Source organism: Bacillus sp. FSL W7-1354, from assembly GCF_038002405.1.
Classification (GTDB): Bacteria; Bacillota; Bacilli; order Bacillales; family Bacillaceae; genus Bacillus; species Bacillus paralicheniformis.
Genome location: NZ_JBBOCL010000001.1, coordinates 3635833 through 3654208, shown reverse-complemented (window position 1 = coordinate 3654208; position 18376 = coordinate 3635833). Strand labels below are relative to the sequence as shown.

The following is an 18376-nucleotide window of genomic DNA, read 5'->3' as shown; positions in this document are numbered from 1 at the left end:
CCAATTACATTCGATTACTTTTTATATCGGACGGAATTTGGATCTGTTTACCAGCCGTATGTTGAATCATATTGATAATTGATCTTCAGCTGCGGCGATCTCCATGTTGAACTGCTCCAAGCGAGCGAATAGTATCTCACATTCCATGTCGTTTTGACCGGAAGCGCAAGTTCAGGCTTTAGATCCGGAAACAGTGTGCCGCCGGAAACCGATGTGTGCCAAACGCCTTCTTCCTTGTTCAGAACTTCCCTGTAGGTGTGTCCGAGGCTCGGAGAAATGGTTCCCTCGGCGGAAACGCTTTTCACAGTCGCTCCTTCGGGAATGGCCGAGACATTGGCAAGATTGACGGCGGCAACCGGAGAAACGACTCCCTGTCCCGGGCTTGAGATGGATGATGGAGACAAATTCGCCGTATAAGCACCGCTCTTCATTCTGTCGATAAATTCAAGTCTGTAAAATCCCCAACCGTCATATGAACCGTCTTTAGACGTGACGACCGCAATGTACCGGCCTGTCTCCGGAACATCCAAGCGGATGATTTCATTTTGGTTTCCCGTTCTTTCAGAAGATCCTACTGCAGGATAGCCGTAAGAATCTTTAAATAAGTAAAGATCATAGTCTGTATTTGCTGGGATGTTCTTTAGGTGAATGGCAAGCTGTTCTCCCTTTGTCGCGTAAAATTTGTAATAATCTTTATCGCTTTCGCTGTGAATCGTCGCCGAAATCGTCTTGTATTTCCACAATCCTAAATCGTAAGCCTCAGCGAAAGAATTGTTGGGTTCATACTCATCTTCGTAAACATTTGCCGAAGCCGAAAATGCTGGAATCGCCATCAAAAACACACTGAACACGAAAAGAAACAAACTTTTTTTCATTTGTCATTGCCTCCCGTTTATTCATCACCATAAAGGAACTCCCTTCCTTATATCGGTAATTGAATTGGAAGTTTAATGAATATTTTATAAAATAATAGAATTTTTCCAAGTTTACTCATCCGACGGCTCTGCCACACTGCCCACAAAAAGGTTCATTCCGGATGTTTCATCAACAATCGCGAAATAAAACGGGTGGTCTGCAGTCATCGTCACTTCAGGGACGGGAGCTGATTCGATGATCTCAACCGCCGTTGCCGCGGATGCTTCGGTACCCGCTTCATCTACTTTGATAAATGTTTTATGTCTGACTTTATCAATTTGAGCGGCGCCTTCTCCGGCAAACATATTTGAAAAATCCGCGCTGCTAAACACGGTTTTCATTCCAAGCCGTTTAAGCGGTTCATTTAACATGTAGTCTGTTTGAAATGAGAAGCGCGGCAGCTTGAGCTCCACCTGTTTCATCGTCCAGCCCTTATGCAAGGCGCGCCATTGATCATACGTCATGCCAGCTAGAAGCTGTTCAAGATTTGCCGCTTTTTTCGGCAGAAAAACAGCCAATGACAGACCTTCGTCTTGAAAAGGAAGCTTGACGGCTTGAAAATGTTTGTTTTCCAGATAAGGAAAGCGGTTTGTCTGCGTCATCATGGGGTGTTTTTTTGCGGAGCCGTCCGCAGAATAAAATGGCTGTTCCGCTGTCATGTGAGGATCAAATGGATGCTTCCAGCTTTCTCTAAAATAGACGGCATTAATGATGTAGGCAATCGTATTCGACGAGACCTTGTCAACGATCTGATCAATGCGGTCTTTCGTTTTCTTTTTGACCCAGCCGTTGATTTCTTCTGCTGCCCGATTTGGATCATCATGAAGCTGATAGGCGTCGCCAAGGCCTTTGATCGCGTCTTGAAAGCTTTCTTTCAGCTCCCTTTTGGACCATATCGAATTGGCCGATGAAAATTCGCCGTGAGGCAGCGTTTCTAGCGAACGATTCACAGATTGTGACATCCTGTTGATCGATGTCATATCCGTCTGGTTGAGGTTTAAAGTGCCGAGCAGTTCCTTTCTGCTGTCTCCCGCGGCACCGTTTGCCGTCATCACAAGTGCCTGGTGAATACTGTAAGGCGAGAGGAAGATGTTTTTCCGGCTTCCTTCCTCTTTTATCATGTCTTGAAACAATGCGAGCGCAAACCGCTGTTCAGCTTCAGATAACGAGGCGTCCGTTTTTTGCGCGGATCTGACGGGCGGGGGATCGGCCTCCTTGTGCACTCCGCATCCGGCCAACAATAAAAGACCGGTCCATATCACCATCGCACTCCATTTCGATTTCAATTGTCAACACCTCCTACTGTTGTAGTGGGTTTAGCATTGGAAAACGTTACAAAAAACGGCAGCAAAAAAAGCTTATCCAATGCTGGATAAGCTTTCTGTTACTGCGCTCACTGTCCTTTAACAGCCAGTTCGCGCAAATCTTTTTTGACGATTTTGCCGAGCCTGTTTTTCGGAAGGCTGTCGGTAAAAACGATTTCAGGAATTTTATAGTCGGACAGGCGCTCTTTGCAATACGCGATAATGTCCTCCTTCTTAAGGCCGGAGCTTTCGTTTTTCACCACATACGCCCTCGGAACTTCCCCGTACATTTCATCCGGGACGCCGATGACGGCCGATTCGACGACTCCGGGCACTTGATCGATGATCTCCTCCACCTGGTCAGGATAAATGTTGTCGCCTCCGTAGACAATGACGTCTTTATACCGGCCGGTAATATATAAAAATCCGTCTTCATCAAGTTTGCCGGAGTCCCCCATATAAAACCAGCCGTCTTTCAGCACCTTTTGCGTGGCGGAAGGATTTTGGTAATACCCTTCAAAAACATACGGGCTTTTGACGACGACTTCTCCGACTTCGCCCCTTGGCAGCTCTTCATGTGTATCAGGGTCTTCGATTTTTATGCTGACTTGCGGAATCGGCTTGCCGGCTGAATTGACTTTATCCCAGCCCATGTCAGGCCGCCATACGCTGACCGTCCATGCTTCTGTGCTGCCATACCCCTGCACCATCAGGATTCCCATGTCATTGTACTCCTTAATCAGCCGCGCCGGCACCTTGGTGCCGCCGGAGACAAGCATTTTCACAGACGACAGGTCGAATGGATGTCTTTTCATTTCCTCCAGCATGTAAGTGTAGACGGAAGGAAACGCCATCATCATATGAATGTGTTTCTTCTCGATCTCCTGCAGGATTTCAAACGGTTCGGGGTCCCATAAGAAATGAAGCCCAATTCCTTCAAAAGCCGCCTGAAAAACATGGTTGAGCGAGCTCATATGATAAAGCGGATGGCTCGCTAAAAAGCGCATGCCTTTCAGCTGTTTCGATTTCACGTTCACCTCTGTCAAGTATGCGGCCAGACTGCCGTGGTTGACCATACAGCCTTTCGGATTTCCGGTCGTGCCCGAGGTGAACAGCATTAAAGCCAAATCATGCTCGGTCACCTGGTCGGCCTCCACCTCCAGCGGCCTGTTTTTAAATAGGCTCTCAAACTGTTCAGTCGTGTTCATTCCCGCACCCGCTTCAATCATCAGGCAGAACTGAAGCTGTTCGCGGAGCGGCGTTAGTATATCGGCAAATTCCAAGTCATAAAACATCACCTTCGGCCGGCAGTTGTTCAAGATTCCTTTTAATTCATACGATGTCAGCTGCCAGCTTAACGGCACGACTGTCGCCCCGATTTTAAGAGACGCCAGCAAAATGACGGGAAAATGATGATTATTTTTACATAAAACCGCGATGTGGTCTCCTTTTTGAACACCCTCCTCCAGCAGATAATGAGCCAGCTGGTTCACCCGTTGATGATACGCTTTGAACGTAAACGTTCGATCTCCTCCGGACAATGCTTCCAACCCATCTGACGTTTCCATATGATGATTGATTAATTGCTGAAGTGTACTCAAAATTTTCATCTCCAAATTTTCATTGTTTCTCACAAAACCTGGTGAGATTATGTGACGCACAAATTCATTCTAAAACAAAATATATCCATTGTAAAACTATTTCATAATAGAATTATTATCTTTATGAATTGATAACAAAAGAAATTAAATGACTCATGTTAAAATTCATAAAATCGTTTTTTGCGGAGCATTCGCTTATGATAAAATAGACCTATGTTTGTTTGACCAGCATAAAATTGCTGATCTACTACACGATGTCGGAAATGAGGAAACCTTCATGAATCACCATCGGATTGAAGCGAATCTATTGGATCATGCTTTCACGAAATATTTGCGGTCTTCAAAGAAATTGGACGAAGAAACGATTCCGAAAAGTATCACGAGCGGCAAAGGGTTTATTTTGCGTATCATTTACAGACACGGAACATGTACGATAAAGGAGATTTTACAGGAGGTCGCCCTGTCTCCATCAGCAACGACAACAGCTCTGAACCATTTGGAGAAAGAGGGCTTTGTGATCAGATCGAGAAATAACGATGACCGGCGCACCGTCTGGATCGAACTGTCGCAAGAAGGAACGAGGATCGCCGCACAAATGGTGGAAAACCGCCAGGCCTTGATCGACAAGCTCTTCGGCAAATTGTCAGAGGAAGAAAAAAAGTTTTTTTTTGCTATGATTGAAAAAATTATGATGTGAAACGGGCCGTCGATCGAAATCGACAGCCCTTTTTTTATTGTCTGACCCCAAGCGCGTCCAGCGCCATCTTCAAGTGCTCTTCTTGTTTTGTCTGCAGGGCGAACATGCCGATTTCGATGCCGTAGGCGGCCTGCAATTCTGTAATATGCTCTTTCATCCGCGGCCAGACCCGGCCCCCTTCTTTTTCATAATAAGAGATGAGCCGGGCGGTTTCGGCTTCTCCTAAAATCGTCTCGTATAATAGAAAATCTTTTGCCGGGTCGGCGATTTTCGCTTCCGTCCAATCCAACAGCCCAGTTATGCTCTGATGCTGGTCAATTAAAATATGCGGGGGATGCAAGTCGCCGTGGATAAACGCAGTATGTTCAGGCCAATACGAGTCGTCGGACAGCCACTTTTGCCATCTATCCCAGAGCTCGCCGCTAACCCCAAGCTCTCTTTTGATCTGTTCCATCTGCTCTGCTTTTGACCGCCTGACGCCATCCGGATTCATCACATGCATGCCCGCTTCTTCTGCGGCTTTATGATCAATGCTGTGCAATAGCGCGAGCGTTTTCGCCAATGACTTGACAAAGGTTTCAGCCGGAGGCTCATGATCCATGTTCCATACGTAATTCTTCACCTCCATGTCAATGACCGCGGCAGGAACCCCCGGAAGCTCCGGATATGCAATCAGTTCGGGAGTATGAATGCGCCAATCCGGCACAGCGGCGGGAAGATGGTTTTGCAGCAGCTTCAGCACTTTCCCTTCATACACTGCTCTTTCAATCACATCGTCGCGCCGCGGTTTTCTCAAGACCCATCTCTTGCCTGCTTCATCTTCGGCAAAGACGACTTGAAAATCCATGCCGGACTCGTTGATTTCCGCATGCTTTCGTTTCAGCCGAAGGCCGTGTTTTTCCGCAAGTTTTAATATTTGTTCAATTTGTTCATTTACAATTGTCATATACGATTTTCCCCTTTACTGAAGGTTTTTAATAAAAAAAAGCACAGGTCGTCTGCCTGCGCTGGAAAGTAAACGGAGAAAGATATGACAAATAAACTGAAGGCAAGCTTCAGATAAGCTATTTTTAAAGGCAAAAAAAGAGGCGCTGGAATCCGCGCCTCTCCCTCTGTTATTGCATAAAGGGTCCCCTAAAAACAGGCAGACTGATCCCGATTACCCTGCACACAGGCAGAGACTTTGTTCACGATTTAGTTAGCGAGGACAAAGTTCAATCGGAATCTGATGTATGCCATTTGGGAAATCCCTCCGTTCTTTAAAGTTATCCTTATTTTAACAGGTGGCAGGGTGACCCGCAACGCAAAATTCAATTATTAAGAAAATCAACCTGATAGAGGAAACCCATATGTTCCTGCCTAACTAATAATTAACACCCGTTCGGCGCTTTAATTCTCTTAGCCAAGCCGTATCCCCGGTTCCATAGCTTTTCTTTTGCCCTGTATCCCGCAAAGATCCGTTGCTGTAGTCAATAGATAAGATAAAATCCGGAACAGAATCATATCCGGCTTCTGCAAGTCTGTTCAGCTCTGCTCTATAATGAGCGATTGCGAAATGAGCCGTTTTCTTTTGGACAGGGTCCTTCTCCAGCTCTTCTTTATACACATCTAACAAATCACGGCCGTCAGGTGTTACATATCGGCCATCAACCACTTCCAAGTCCTTCAGGTGATAGCCTGTCACCTCATATATCTCGCGAACCGTGTGATATTTTTGCTGCGCTTCTTTGGAATATTGGGCTGAATCGCTGCTCAAGCTTTTCATGATATGCAGAAATAACTGTTTGCTGTTTTCTCCTGATTGCAATATATGTTCAAGTTGATGGATGAGCTGCTCATCATCTGTTCCGCTCACTTTTACTTGATAATCAATCGGTGAAATTGTAAAGGTGAGCGCCGTATCCGCAGGAATGGCAATATGATATTGATCCAGCAGCGCTTGAAGCTGTTTGTTGACTTGGCTGCGCTGATATATTTTCTCATTCTCCGCCTCTACTTCCCCATTAAAATTCACATTTCGAAACGCGGCATCCTGCATATTATAGTTTTGCGCTTTTCCTTTGAACAGCCACTCAGTTTCATTGTCATATGCAGCTTGTCTTTCTGCTGCCGACAGGTCATTTCTGAAATAAGGGGAATTGGAATTTTTGTATTTATCCTTAATATAGCCTAAAGGATCAGGTTTCGTTTTGTTCATTGCATTGATTTTGCTGTATTTTTCATCTAAGATTTTTTTCCTGATATCACTTTCTGACTCATAGGGGTTTTGGGCATTGATCTTCGTTTCTTCCACAGTTTGATCATTTGCTGCTTCGTATGCCCGCCTGAAAGCTTCGGCATGATTCACAATACTGTCCTTTGAGTAGTTCAGCTTACTCAAATTTTCCTTCGATGGTCTTCCTGCTTGACTGCTGGCCTTCTTCGCAAAGGCAGCGATATCGGAAGAGACATTTTTTACAGTTGGATCAGCCGCATTCCTTTTCAACATATTCTGAATCATCAGCTGTGTACGGATGTATTGACTATTGAGACGCATTGGGTACCTCTCCTCAATTCTTTCTATAATCCCTATATCGGCTTGATTATGTTTATATTAACCTTATTAAACAGTAATTTACATAGCACCCTCATCAATTTGGATGAAAAATCAAAAGGCATCCGAAAAAACGGATGCCTTTCCTTATTTCTAATCTTCCCTATCACTTTTATTCCGTATCCGCTCAATCACCTCATGCAGTCCCTCGGGTTTATAAAATTCCACCGGAGAACTGCCCTTTTCAAAGGAAATCGTCTCGGCTTCTATCAGCGCGACATAGCGCCCGTTTACCTTGGCAAGGTGGATCGAATCTCCGAATTCAGCCAGCAGTCCTTTAATCTCGGTTGCTCCCAGCTTCATTTTCAGCTCTGCCTCAGGCATATGCTCAACGATCTGGGCGGAGGCTTCGATGACTTGATGGGTGTCGAGGCGTTCCTGAATCTCCCGCTTTTCGCTCGCTTCCCAGATTTCGAGATCATGTTCAAACTGCTGGAGTTCTTCGCTTTTGTCTTCAAATGCTTCGTACACATGCTCCTGCACCATGTTCATCACTTGGGACTTCATGATTTCCGGCATCGACTCGCCGTACTCGACGAATTTTAAGAAGTCTTCAAAGTAGCGGGCGTGCGAGGCCTGGTGGATTTTCACTTCGCTTTCCTCTGTCATGCCCTCTTCAGGCATGTGCGGATACTGGATCGATTTCATGTTTTTCGTCGTGATCGCCATTTCGACCTTGCGGATCAGCGATGATTCATCGGCGATCGAAGCGACCTTCGGTTCAAAGTCGCACTTCATGACAAAGACAAATGTATCATCGAAGTATTTGCGCGGTACGGCTGTCGCCACCAAAAAAACGCCTCCCCTGACGGCGCTCGTGTCGAGGTATGTGCGGACGAACTGTTCGCTCAGCTCATTGAATTCTTCCTTTGTCTCCGCCAGTTTTGTTTTGTGAAACAGATTGTAGTTCGGATTAGAATCAAGCTCATGCCCCGGCTCTGTGATGAAGCGGCCGATTTTCGTCGGCACCTGCTCTGATTTCGGATGGCGTTCGGCTTTCCGCTTCACGATTTTTTTCAATTCCCCGTCTAAGAAATCCTTCAGTTCGCTGGTTTCAAATTCCTCTGTATCCAGCGTCTGAAAATGTTTATATTGCTTGTTGGCCTGCTCATCCTTGCCGTCGACCTGAATGACGTAAAAAGAAATATAGCGAATTTCAAATTCCATGACATGTTCACCCGTTTTCCTTGTTGTTTCAGTTCTTCAAGTATAGGTAAATGCCTGGAATCCGTCAATTTGCACCTTCACTATATAATTGATCCATTATAATACATCTTCCCGGTCAATTTTTCGGATCGACCAAAACGCAATAACAATCCCGAGTACAGCCAATGAAACAGGAATATAAATAATAGATGCAATTGAGAATCCAGGACTTTGCTGACCGATCAGCGCAATCAAAATGCAGGATGTCACAATAGTGGCAGGAACGGATTGTTTGCGCATCCCAAAGTATAGTGGAATAAAACTCAACCCTGTCGAAGAAGCATCGTAAATGAGCATACTGCCAATCTCATTTCCAATGGCTTGCAGCGTCAGTTTTCCCGGGCTGAATTGATAGACATCATTGAGCTGCGAGAAAATAAACGCAAGAATCAGTTCGGACACGATCATTGTCAAGAAGGTCAATCCGCCGGTGAGCAGCAGTTTTGCGGCGATCAGTTTTTTTCGGCTGACCGGATATGTAAACATGACCGTGATGGTTCTGTTTTTATACTCTCCGATGATCAGTTTGGCAATCAGCACGCCTGCAAAGACAATAAACACAGACCTTACAAAAGTTCCGAGAAGCAGCAGCGTGGATCCCGCGTCAGCCATCGCCATTTGGTCTTGAGTAAGATTTTTTTCCTCCGATCCGATCAGGCATAAAAAACCGAGTATACATAGATTTGCAATCGCTGCACCTTTGTAATACCACCCTAGTTTCGTTTTTTTAAACTCCAATTTAATTAAATTCAGCATTGAACTTCAACTCCGTTAAAATACATCTATTTTTTCGATCCGCCTTACTGCCAAAAAGGAAAAAATCAGACCGACAGCGGCCAGAGATAAAGGAATATAAACAATTGAAGAAATGGAAAAGTCCGGGCTTGTGGAACTGATCAACATGCTGATCACGACAGACGAAATGATCGTTGCCGCAGCGGAGTGCTTCCGCATTCCGAAAAAGATGGGCACTAAACTCGTTCCTGCGGCGCCAAAAGCAAAAACGATCATTTTCAGAGCCTGCTGAGAAACCATAGAAGCTGTTAATTCGCCGGGGATGACCCCATAGATTGAATTCAGCAGAAAAAAAGCAGCGGCAACGCATGCATTTGATATCAATATCGTAATGAAAGTCAGCCCGGCTGCGATCAGCAGTTTAGCAGCCAGCAGTTTTTTTCGGTTGATCGGGTACGTAAACATCACAAGTATTGTCTTGTTTTTAAACTCTGAAATGATTAATTTTGAAATCAGCACGGCTCCGAAAATGATAAAAACCGCTCTGACGAAAGTGCCGATCACAAGAAATGTTTCATCAATCGTTTGGAACGTATCCTTGCCTTCTGTGAAGGTCACCATCCACAGAAAACCGAGGATGATGAAATTGGCAAAGGCGGCTCCGCGTACATACCAGCCAAGCTTCATCTTTTTCATTTCGATTTTCAATAAATTCAGCAAGTGTCTCCGCCTCCTTATGCGCTGGCCGCATTGCCGTTGATTAAGCTGAGGAAGTAGTCCTCAAGCGAAGTATGCTTTTTATTCATGGACTCAATTTCTATATCATTCAAAATCAGAGCTTTAGAAATGGCTGTTTGAGAAGCTTCGGCATCATAAATTCGGATCGTTTTATCATTTAGTATTTTAAAATTAGCAATCTGAAGCTCATGTTCAAGCACAAAGCAAGCCCGCAATTGATTCGGCGTCACGAGTTCAATGTACTCTGTGTTCCGGCCTCTTACGCTTTCCATCGATACTTCTTCAACAAGCCTGCCGTCCCGAATCACTCCGATTGTATCTGCAATCTGCTCTACTTCGTTCAGGATATGGCTTGAGATGAGCAATGTCATTCCATATTCTTTGCTCAATACTTGAAATAAGTTTCTGATTTCTTTAATCCCGATGGGATCAAGGCCATTAATCGGTTCATCTAAGATGAGCAAGTCGGGTTTGGTAAGAATGGCACGCGCGATTCCAAGACGCTGCTTCATACCAAGCGAGAATGTTTTGACAGGTTTGCTGTCGATATTTTTTAAATTCACCATGTCCAGCACTTCCTGAATCTTGGCTTTATTGTGATATCCCATATACTCACAGTGCAGATTTAAATTTTCATTGGCTGTCAGATTTTCATAAAAAATCGGGTATTCGATCATGCTGCCTATTTTGCCGAGAATCTCGTATGATTGATTTGTCAGCTTATGCCCGAGAATATTGATTTCCCCGCTTGTCGGTTTTACGAGGCTCGTCAGCATCTTCATGACGGTCGTTTTCCCGGCTCCGTTCGGGCCGAGAAAACCGTATATTTCTCCCTTTCGTATATGCATGCTTACATTTGACACAACTTCTTGACCTTTGAATGTCTTGGTAAGCCCGCTTGTTTGTACGATGTAAGTCAACTCTGTTTCCCCTTTCCTGTCTTTCTTATGTGTCTATTGTAGCGATGGACGCTGTCTTTTTTATTTCTTGTTTCTTAAGAAATTCTTACGTTTGCTAATAGGTCATTCGTTTTAGCGTGATGGAAAACGCTGTCCGTTCATACGGCTTGCTTAGGAGAGAGATGTCCCCTCCCATTTTCTCAATGAGCCTTTTTGTAATTGTTAAGCCGAGCCCGCTTCCCTGGAACGCTTTATTTCTCGATTCCTCAAGGGTGTACAGCCTTTCGAACACCCGCTGCTGATCATACTCGCCAATCCCTTTCCCACGGTCCCAAACCGTAATAACAATCTGCGTGTCATCATATGTAAGGGACAATCCGATCAGCTTTCCATCTGCACCATATTGAATCGCATTTGATAAAAGGTTTTGCAGAACCCGGTCAAGCGCTTCTTCATTTCCGTGTGCATAAACCGGGGTATCCGGGATGTCGATGACAGCTTTAAAACCTTTTGCCTGAACGGCATCATAGTGTTGGAGAATGTTTTTTCTGCATATTTCGTTGATATGTATTTTCGTGAGCAGTATTTGCTTATCTTCTGATTCGAGTTTGGCCAAGTCGAAGAAAGAATTCATCAGCTGAATGATTTCTCCTGTTTTTTGATAAAGTTTTTCCAGCAGCCTTTCACGCTCTTCTTCCGCCATATCCGAGTCATTTTGAATCGCCTCGATATATCCGAGCACAACAGTCAGCGGGGTTTTCAGATCATGGGACATATTGGTCAGCATTCGTTTCATTGACTGCTCCGTTTTTGCAAAGCGGGCTGTTATGCGTTGACGCTCCTCAACAAACAGGTTCATTTGCACGAGCAGATCCCGCAGTACTTTATCATCCGTCCCTAATAAAATTTGATCAGCCGCCTGCTCATTTAGCATCATACTGAGCTTTTCCGTGATGTACTTCAAGTTTTGGTCCCGCTGTTTTTTCATTTTATATTGAACGATATTGAGAGACGCCAAAATCATCAGCATGCCAATCCATAACATTATCATGCTAAAACTCTCCTAATTTATAACCGATGCCCCAAAGCGTTTTAATATATTGCGGAGAGGAAGGATCATCCTCTATCTTTTCCCTCAAGCGCCTCATATGGACGTTAATAATATTTTGATCGCCAAAATAATCCTCATTCCAAACCGAACGATAGATTTGTTCTTTTGTGAATACTTTTTTAGGGTTTGTCACAAATAAGGTCAGCATTTTCCATTCCGTTGATGTCAGCTGAAGCGGTTCACCATTTTTTTGTACGGATACATTTTCTATATCAATCGTAAGCTCGTGAATACGTACTAGTTTTTGATTTGCCGGCTCACTGGCGGAATACTGCGTTGCGCGCCGAATGGCGGCTTTTATTCTTGCGGTCAGTTCGATCATCGAAAACGGCTTGGCAATATAATCATCCGCACCAAAACCCAGCCCCAGCGCTTTATCGACATCCCCGTCTTTTGCAGAAATCATTAAAACCGGGACCTTGCTCTGTTCACGGATCAATTTCAGAAAATCCATCCCGTTCAGTTTAGGAAGCATGATGTCGAGCAGAATCACATCATAATTGCCCTGCTGAAACAAGCGAACGCCCTCTTCTCCGTCAAAAGCAAGCACGACCTCAAACCCTTCTTTTGTTAAATAATGATCGACCATTTCACTGATCGAATGATCATCTTCAATAAGCAATATGCGCTGCATCTTGTTCACCCATCCTTTTCAACATAAAAACACACGTGCAATTACACTCATTGTAATTGAAAAACGTGTGTTTTTTACAAAAATTATTTATATTTCTAGTTGAATCCTCTTGTAGCTTCCGGATCTATTGACTGATACCAATCTACTTTCCCACTAACACGAATCAAGTCACAGGCGCGGGGTTGTACAAACACAAGTCATTGGAACAAAAAAATGACCTCTGATGTCAGGGGTCATCTTTTATTGATCAAGGGGCTTATTCTTTTTATAGTAAAGTGTTACGTTTTGCTTCCGCAAAGTTTCAATCATGTCATGATAACTGTTTGCAAACTGCTCGTTGTCTGATTTCATCCGGGTGATGACGGTTTTGCGGTTTTCACTTTTGTGATCTAATTCTTCTTTAATTTTCGTGATCATCATACCTTTTTGCCCTTCGATTTCGCTTTTTAGCACTTTATCAAATTCTTTCAGTTCTTTTAAAACGCTTTTCAGCGGCGCGTTCAGCCGGGCCGCTTTATCCTTTGCTGAAATACTGCTTAAAAACATATATGTCGCTGAAACTGTTTCAGTTTCCTCCAATAACGGTTTTACCATCTTAATCCCCCTCCCCTATGCCTTAAAATCAAACAGCGCCGAAATTTGCTCATCTTCATCGAACAATTTTTCAATGCTGGCGCGAATGCTTTTTACAAATTTCTTTTTGCTGGAGGTTTGTTTTTTTAATTCGCTGACGACGCCGTCGCACTGAGGAAGCGGGGCCGTGTGGTACGAGTCGTGGACGACGATTTTATTCAGCTTTCCGTTTGATCCGGCGAAGCCTGAGGCGAGCTTGAACTGAATGTCGAATTGGTAGCGGGAAGGATTGGCTTCCATGTCATGAATGGCTTTTGTCAACTCAGATTTTTTAATTGCGAAATGATCGTGGATTTCATGGTGGAAAACACGTTGGTAGCGTTCAATTTCAGCCTCAATCTTTGAAATGGCAGCCATCCCCGCCTGGTAAATCCTGATGGCAGATGACAGATTGACCTTTATCTCTTTTCCGTCCTTGCCTTTCTTAGAAAAATAGATGTCTCCTCCTTTGTAGCTGATGCCTTTCTTTTTGGATAGGGCGTTTAGAAGCGGGGTGATGCTGTGGCCTTCGCCAATAAGATTGAGAAGGTCTTTTGTGTCTTGATCCAGTTTGCCTAAGGCTTCTTCCAATGCTTTATAAGTTGAATAAAATTCGATTAAATTTTTCATTAGTGATTGAGAGAGTTGTCTATTATTTAGAGTAAATATGACAGTCTTCCAGTCGACAAGAAATTTGATCTTTTCATATAAAACGTCAAGCCTTCCTGTCAGTCGCTCTACTTCGGCAACGTCTTTTTGAATGGTCTTTTTTTTCGCTTCATCAATATAACCGTTTGCTTCAAGCTGATTGAGAACAGGGCCGCTGTAGGCCTTGACTTTCGCAAAAAATGCTTTAAACTCTGGCAGCTTTTTATCAAGTGCACCCACCATATTCAAGAGGCGGGCCGGATGTTTCAAGCAATATGCTATTTGCTGAGCTGTACCCTCTTCATTCATTATTCCGTTTAAAAAATCCATATCTACGCCGATTGCTTCCATAGCAAAACCCTGAATGCCGCCCTTTCGATAATCAGCAGCATATTTTTGAAAGTACCCTTTCAGTTTGCTCACATCTTCATCAGGAATATGATCAATGACACTTCGGAATCCTTTTATATCCGGGTGTGTGTTCGTCATCTTCACATCGCCGAACGTAATAAAATCAGCCTTCCCGCTGACACCGTAGAGCGGATCGTCACTGGAAATGCGCTGGGTGATGTTGGCTGTGACGCCTTTGTCGTTGTAGTATTTGATGATGGCTTTTTTTAGATCATTTTTAGGAATTTCACTGATTTTTATTGTGCTGAATTTTCTTTTAAGATAATTAGTAAGTTTATAGTCTGCTTTTAAAATATGGTCAACACTGATTTGCGCTCCATTCACTCCATAAACTTCATCAAATTCACCATCAACCAACTGAACTAGCACTTGGTTATTATTTGCAAGAGAATGTCCCATTGCATAAGTGTTTAGACTTTTTACATCTTGCGTTTTTTTCTTTGTTTCGATGGTAAATTCCTTAGTTGCTTTGTATTGACTATCATCCATTCCCAGAAAAAGACCTGAAAAGTTATATACCCAGTCCTCATTATCAGCACTTCCCTGAGAAATTATTTGAAGCTGATTGGTGTCATGAGTTTTATCTTGAATATATATAGCAGTACCATCATAGCCTGAGCTTTTAACAGAAGAATCTTTATTCTGTAAAATCTCCTTTGAGGTATAAATTTTTATATCTTTGGGAAGTTCTTTATTTGTTTCTTCTTTATAGATTCTGCGTACATCAGCGACAAAGTCCTCTTTAGCTTTTTTCACTTCATTTGCATTTTCAGATGCAAATCTTTCTTTATAGCTGTATTCTAAATTTATTAAACGCAGTTTCACATTCTCATTTTCAAATAAATTTTTATTCCTCATTTTTCTTCCCCTTCTGTACTGAAGGTTATTGAATTAACAAGTTTCTTTGCGGTTTTTCTCGCTTTTTCTTCTGAGAGGGAACATGGTTGATCTTCTTTATGGCATGCAAATGTAAAGTTATATTCAACACCTAAATAGTCCTCTTCTGTAGACTTTACATAACCAAAATAACTATATGAAAAATTGTATTTTCGATCTATATCATCAAATACCTCTTTCATATGAGCAAAATATATATCTTTTCCGGACTGATCGATTTTTTGGTATTTTCCTTTGTATCCATTCTGTCCGCTAATAATTTCAAGCATCGTTTTGGGTTTATTAACATACGATTGCTGAGAATAATACTTAACTTGAGCATTAAGAACAATATTTGTTTTTTTGTCATAGCTATTAAAGGCGAGGCTCTCTATGTTCTTTCCATTATTTGAGGATAGCTCTGCTTCATACTCCCCATCCTCCGGAAACAACATCGTAAACCCTTTCAGTTTAGACTCAAGCAGATAATAGCCCGGCTCGACTTCCTTTGTTGATGCCATGTATTCTCTTGTTTTCTCATCCTGGAACGCCGGAACCTGCGGGAGGGCTTTCGGGTCCATATCTTTCGGCTTGACCGCTTCTTCTTGATTGCCGTTCTTGCCGTTTTGGCTGTCGTTCATACTGCATCCTCCTGTAAAGATTAGTATTATAGAAAAACACAATATCATCATCTTTTTCATTTTATTAAACCTCCAAGGGCTTTTAAGTTAAGCTGCAAACACTTCATTTTAATGCGAATGACATGCTTGAAAATGATACTTTTTTATGTTACAACATGGAATAAATTAGATAAATAGGAAATAAGAATCACCGCCCTGCAAATCGTATGCCGGCCCTCTGAAAAAACAGGCAGTATGGTTGATGCGCCAAGATTCCGAAAGGTACTGCGGTTTAGTTTACCAAAGAGGAAATATGAAAAAAGAACCACTTTATACTTCTTGTTAAAAACGAGTTCACAATTAAAAAAGCACCTTATCAAGGTGCTTTTCGATCAAGTCACAGGCGCGGGGTTGAACAAACACAAGTCATTGGAGAGCCCCCAATGTTCCGCCCATGTTTTCCTTCCGCTTGCGACGTTAAGGATCGTCCTGAAAATTTCCCAGCCGACTTCTTCTATTGAAGCTTCACCTGTTGCGATCCGTCCGGCGTTAACGTCGATTAAATCGCGCCAATCTTCTGATAATGACTGCCGGGTTGCCACTTTCATAACCGGAGCCATTTCAAGGCCGTACGGCGTTCCTCTTCCGGTTGTAAATACTTGCAAATGCATGCCCGAAGCCAGTTGCAGGGTGCCGCATACAAAATCGCTTGCAGGTGTCGCTGCAAAAGTGAGTCCCTTCTGTACAGCCCTTTCACCTGGCGCGAGTACGGCATTGATCGGGCTGCTTCCCGATTTCGCGATCGAGCCGAGCGATTTCTCAACCACGTTTGCCAGCCCGCCCCTTTTGTTCCCTGGCGACGGATTGGCGCTTCGGTCTGATTCGCCTCTTTCCAGATAGCGGTCATACCAAGCCATTTCCCGAATCAGGGCGCGGCCGACTTCTTCATTGACAGCGCGCGGTGTTAAGAGATGAACGGCATCGCGGACTTCGGTGACTTCCGAAAATAAAACCGTGGCCCCTGCCCGGACGAGTAAGTCGGCCGCATATCCCGCCGCGGGGTTTGCGGTCACTCCTGAGAAAGCGTCGCTGCCACCGCACTGAAGGCCAATCACCAGGTCTGAAGCGGGACATGTTGTCCGCTTCCGTTCATTCAGCCTTTTTAAGCGCTCCTCGGCCATTTCCATAATCGATTGTATCATTTGCTCAAACCCTCGCCGTTCCTGCAATGAAAGAATGTTTTCAGCGTCTCCTTCCGGCTCTATCCTCGTCGGAAGGAGCTTCTCGCAGCCGAGTCCGATCACCATCGCTTCCCCGCCGAAATTAGGGTGTCTGGCGATATTTTGAATCGTTCGGATCGGGATTTTGGCTTCCGGCGCATTAATCGCCACACCGCAGCCGTACTGATGATTTAATGCAGCGACACCGTCAACGTTCGGATATTTTGGAAGCAGTTCCTCTTTAATTCGTTTAACTGCGTAATCGAGAACGCCTGCGACGCATTGCACGCTTGTCATAATGCCAAGCACGTTTCTCGTGCCGACGCTCCCGTCTTCATTCCGGTATCCTTCAAATGTGTACCCTTCAAGAGGGGGAGCGGGTTTTGGAACTTTGTTGGCGATGGGCAGTTCATCGAGCGGCGGAGCTTCCGGAAGCATGATATGCGACTCGGAAATCCCCCCGCCTTTTTCGATTGGTTTGACGGCATAGCCGATAACCTCACCGTAGCGAATAACGGCTCCGCCCTGTGTAATGTTCGTTAAAGCCACTTTATGACCTTGAGGTATCCGTTCCTGCAGTTTAAGCCCGCAAGGAAACACCGTCCCTTTCGGCAGTCCGCCGGCATTGACGATGATTGCGGTATTGTCTTTTTCGTTCACCTTAATGTACAGCGGGGTTTCAGTTTGATTGACAAGCATAAGTATTGATCAACTCCCCTTTTCGATCAGCGCCTTTCCACAGCCCTTCTCCCGCTGCGGCACATGTTAGAAAGCGCTGTCAAACAACTTAATGATTGTTTTTTTCATCACGAAGACCATTCAGTATTTTGTCACGTACAAATTTTAAGTGCTCATACATATGGTGATAGGCTTGATATGGGTCCCTTTGTTGAAGGGCTTTCAAAATATTCGTATGATATTCGACAGTCCGGTCCCTTTCCCTGTATGGAATCTGGCTGTCGATTTTGGCGTGTGTGATCAAGAGTGATTGAATCATGCCCTCAAGCACCGGGTTGTTCGCGCTCAAAGCGATAATCCGGTGAAATTCTTTATCTGCTTCTCCATAATGATTATCCGTGCTGTTTGCAATGATATCGATCGTTTCCTGCAGCCTTTCGAGCTGACTGTCATTGATCTTTTCTGCGGCGATCGTGACAAGCCCGAGTTCCAGCGCCATCCTCGCTTCAATAATGGCCGGCAAATTATCAACCGCCAAAGCCAGCATGACAGAAAACGGTTGGATGCCGATTTTATCATTAAAATACGTGCCGTCCCGGGTTTTTCTTTTAATAATTCCGAGCGTTTCGAGTGATATTAAAGCTTCGCGGAGAACGGGTCTGCTCACATTCAGCTTTTCCATGAGCTCGATCTCCGTCGGCAGTTTGTCCCCCGGTTTCAATTGGCCGCTTGATAATAAATGGACGATTCGTTCTACAACCTGTTTCGCCAATGTCTTGCGATTGACTGATTCGACCTGCAATGTTTCCATATCTTCTTCCACGACTGTGGGCCCCCTTTCAGTTGTTCATATTGTAAGACAAAATATCGCGTATGAC

The 18376-nt window shown here is 44.1% G+C and carries 17 protein-coding genes; 1 reads left to right on the top strand and 16 read right to left on the bottom strand.

What is annotated here, in order from left to right; all coding sequences use genetic code 11:
- Positions 1-47: 47 nt before the first annotated feature.
- The 3 genes from MKZ04_RS18620 to MKZ04_RS18610 all read right to left on the bottom strand — a co-directional run bounded on the left by MKZ04_RS18620 (position 48) and on the right by MKZ04_RS18610 (position 3820).
- A complete protein-coding gene (locus MKZ04_RS18620) occupies positions 48-875 on the bottom strand; it encodes a PPC domain-containing protein (RefSeq protein WP_023857769.1) in 828 nt (275 codons plus the stop codon).
- Positions 876-986: 111 nt separating this feature from the next.
- Entirely contained in the window at positions 987-2201 is a 1215-nt protein-coding gene (locus MKZ04_RS18615; RefSeq protein ID WP_023857768.1) for a serpin family protein, read from the bottom strand.
- 107 nt (positions 2202-2308) lie between these two features.
- The gene (locus MKZ04_RS18610; RefSeq protein ID WP_020450013.1) at positions 2309-3820 is read right to left on the bottom strand and encodes a class I adenylate-forming enzyme family protein; all 1512 of its coding nucleotides are present in this window, start codon (positions 3818-3820) and stop codon (positions 2309-2311) included.
- Between the two features lie 277 nt (positions 3821-4097).
- On the opposite strand from MKZ04_RS18610, the gene MKZ04_RS18605 reads away from it, so the two are divergent.
- Positions 4098-4517: a MarR family winged helix-turn-helix transcriptional regulator gene (locus MKZ04_RS18605; protein ID WP_341046655.1), complete on the top strand. Its 420-nt coding sequence runs from the start codon at positions 4098-4100 to the stop codon at positions 4515-4517.
- 34 nt (positions 4518-4551) lie between these two features.
- On the opposite strand, the gene MKZ04_RS18600 is transcribed toward MKZ04_RS18605, so the two are convergent.
- The 13 genes from MKZ04_RS18600 to MKZ04_RS18540 all read right to left on the bottom strand — a co-directional run bounded on the left by MKZ04_RS18600 (position 4552) and on the right by MKZ04_RS18540 (position 18309).
- Positions 4552-5463 carry a macrolide 2'-phosphotransferase gene (locus tag MKZ04_RS18600; RefSeq protein WP_341046653.1) on the bottom strand — a complete coding sequence of 304 codons (912 nt, stop codon included), beginning with the start codon at positions 5461-5463 and terminating at the stop codon, positions 4552-4554.
- A gap of 417 nt (positions 5464-5880) precedes the next feature.
- Entirely contained in the window at positions 5881-7053 is a 1173-nt protein-coding gene (locus MKZ04_RS18595) for a DUF4885 domain-containing protein (protein ID WP_341046652.1), read from the bottom strand.
- A 150-nt stretch (positions 7054-7203) separates the two neighbouring features.
- On the bottom strand, positions 7204-8277 hold the full coding sequence (locus MKZ04_RS18590; protein WP_020450009.1) for a DUF3900 domain-containing protein: 1074 nt from the start codon (positions 8275-8277) through the stop codon (positions 7204-7206).
- Between the two features lie 96 nt (positions 8278-8373).
- Positions 8374-9072, bottom strand: coding sequence for an ABC transporter permease (locus tag MKZ04_RS18585; protein ID WP_341046650.1), 699 nt, complete (start codon positions 9070-9072; stop codon positions 8374-8376).
- Positions 9073-9087: 15 nt separating this feature from the next.
- A complete protein-coding gene (locus MKZ04_RS18580) occupies positions 9088-9771 on the bottom strand; it encodes an ABC transporter permease (RefSeq protein ID WP_026580469.1) in 684 nt (227 codons plus the stop codon).
- A 14-nt stretch (positions 9772-9785) separates the two neighbouring features.
- The gene (locus MKZ04_RS18575; RefSeq protein WP_095292799.1) at positions 9786-10709 is read right to left on the bottom strand and encodes an ABC transporter ATP-binding protein; all 924 of its coding nucleotides are present in this window, start codon (positions 10707-10709) and stop codon (positions 9786-9788) included.
- Between the two features lie 94 nt (positions 10710-10803).
- A complete protein-coding gene (locus tag MKZ04_RS18570; RefSeq protein WP_103750349.1) occupies positions 10804-11739 on the bottom strand; it encodes a HAMP domain-containing histidine kinase in 936 nt (311 codons plus the stop codon).
- A 1-nt stretch (position 11740) separates the two neighbouring features.
- Complete coding sequence (locus MKZ04_RS18565; RefSeq protein ID WP_095323705.1) at positions 11741-12421, bottom strand: response regulator transcription factor; 681 nt, start codon at positions 12419-12421, stop codon at positions 11741-11743.
- Positions 12422-12673: 252 nt separating this feature from the next.
- A complete protein-coding gene (locus tag MKZ04_RS18560; RefSeq protein ID WP_020450003.1) occupies positions 12674-13027 on the bottom strand; it encodes a hypothetical protein in 354 nt (117 codons plus the stop codon).
- A 15-nt stretch (positions 13028-13042) separates the two neighbouring features.
- Positions 13043-14962: a DUF6792 domain-containing protein gene (locus MKZ04_RS18555; protein WP_026580466.1), complete on the bottom strand. Its 1920-nt coding sequence runs from the start codon at positions 14960-14962 to the stop codon at positions 13043-13045.
- On the bottom strand, positions 14959-15681 hold the full coding sequence (locus MKZ04_RS18550; RefSeq protein ID WP_146874287.1) for a lipoprotein YvcA: 723 nt from the start codon (positions 15679-15681) through the stop codon (positions 14959-14961). Before MKZ04_RS18550 ends, MKZ04_RS18555 begins: the two co-directional genes overlap by 4 nt.
- Before the next feature lie 311 nt (positions 15682-15992).
- Positions 15993-17519 carry a galactarate dehydratase gene (gene garD / locus MKZ04_RS18545; RefSeq protein WP_033155080.1) on the bottom strand — a complete coding sequence of 509 codons (1527 nt, stop codon included), beginning with the start codon at positions 17517-17519 and terminating at the stop codon, positions 15993-15995.
- Positions 17520-17607: 88 nt separating this feature from the next.
- Positions 17608-18309 (bottom strand): FadR/GntR family transcriptional regulator, encoded by a 702-nt coding sequence (locus MKZ04_RS18540; RefSeq protein ID WP_154495802.1) that lies wholly within the window; start codon positions 18307-18309, stop codon positions 17608-17610.
- Positions 18310-18376 lie beyond the last annotated feature (67 nt).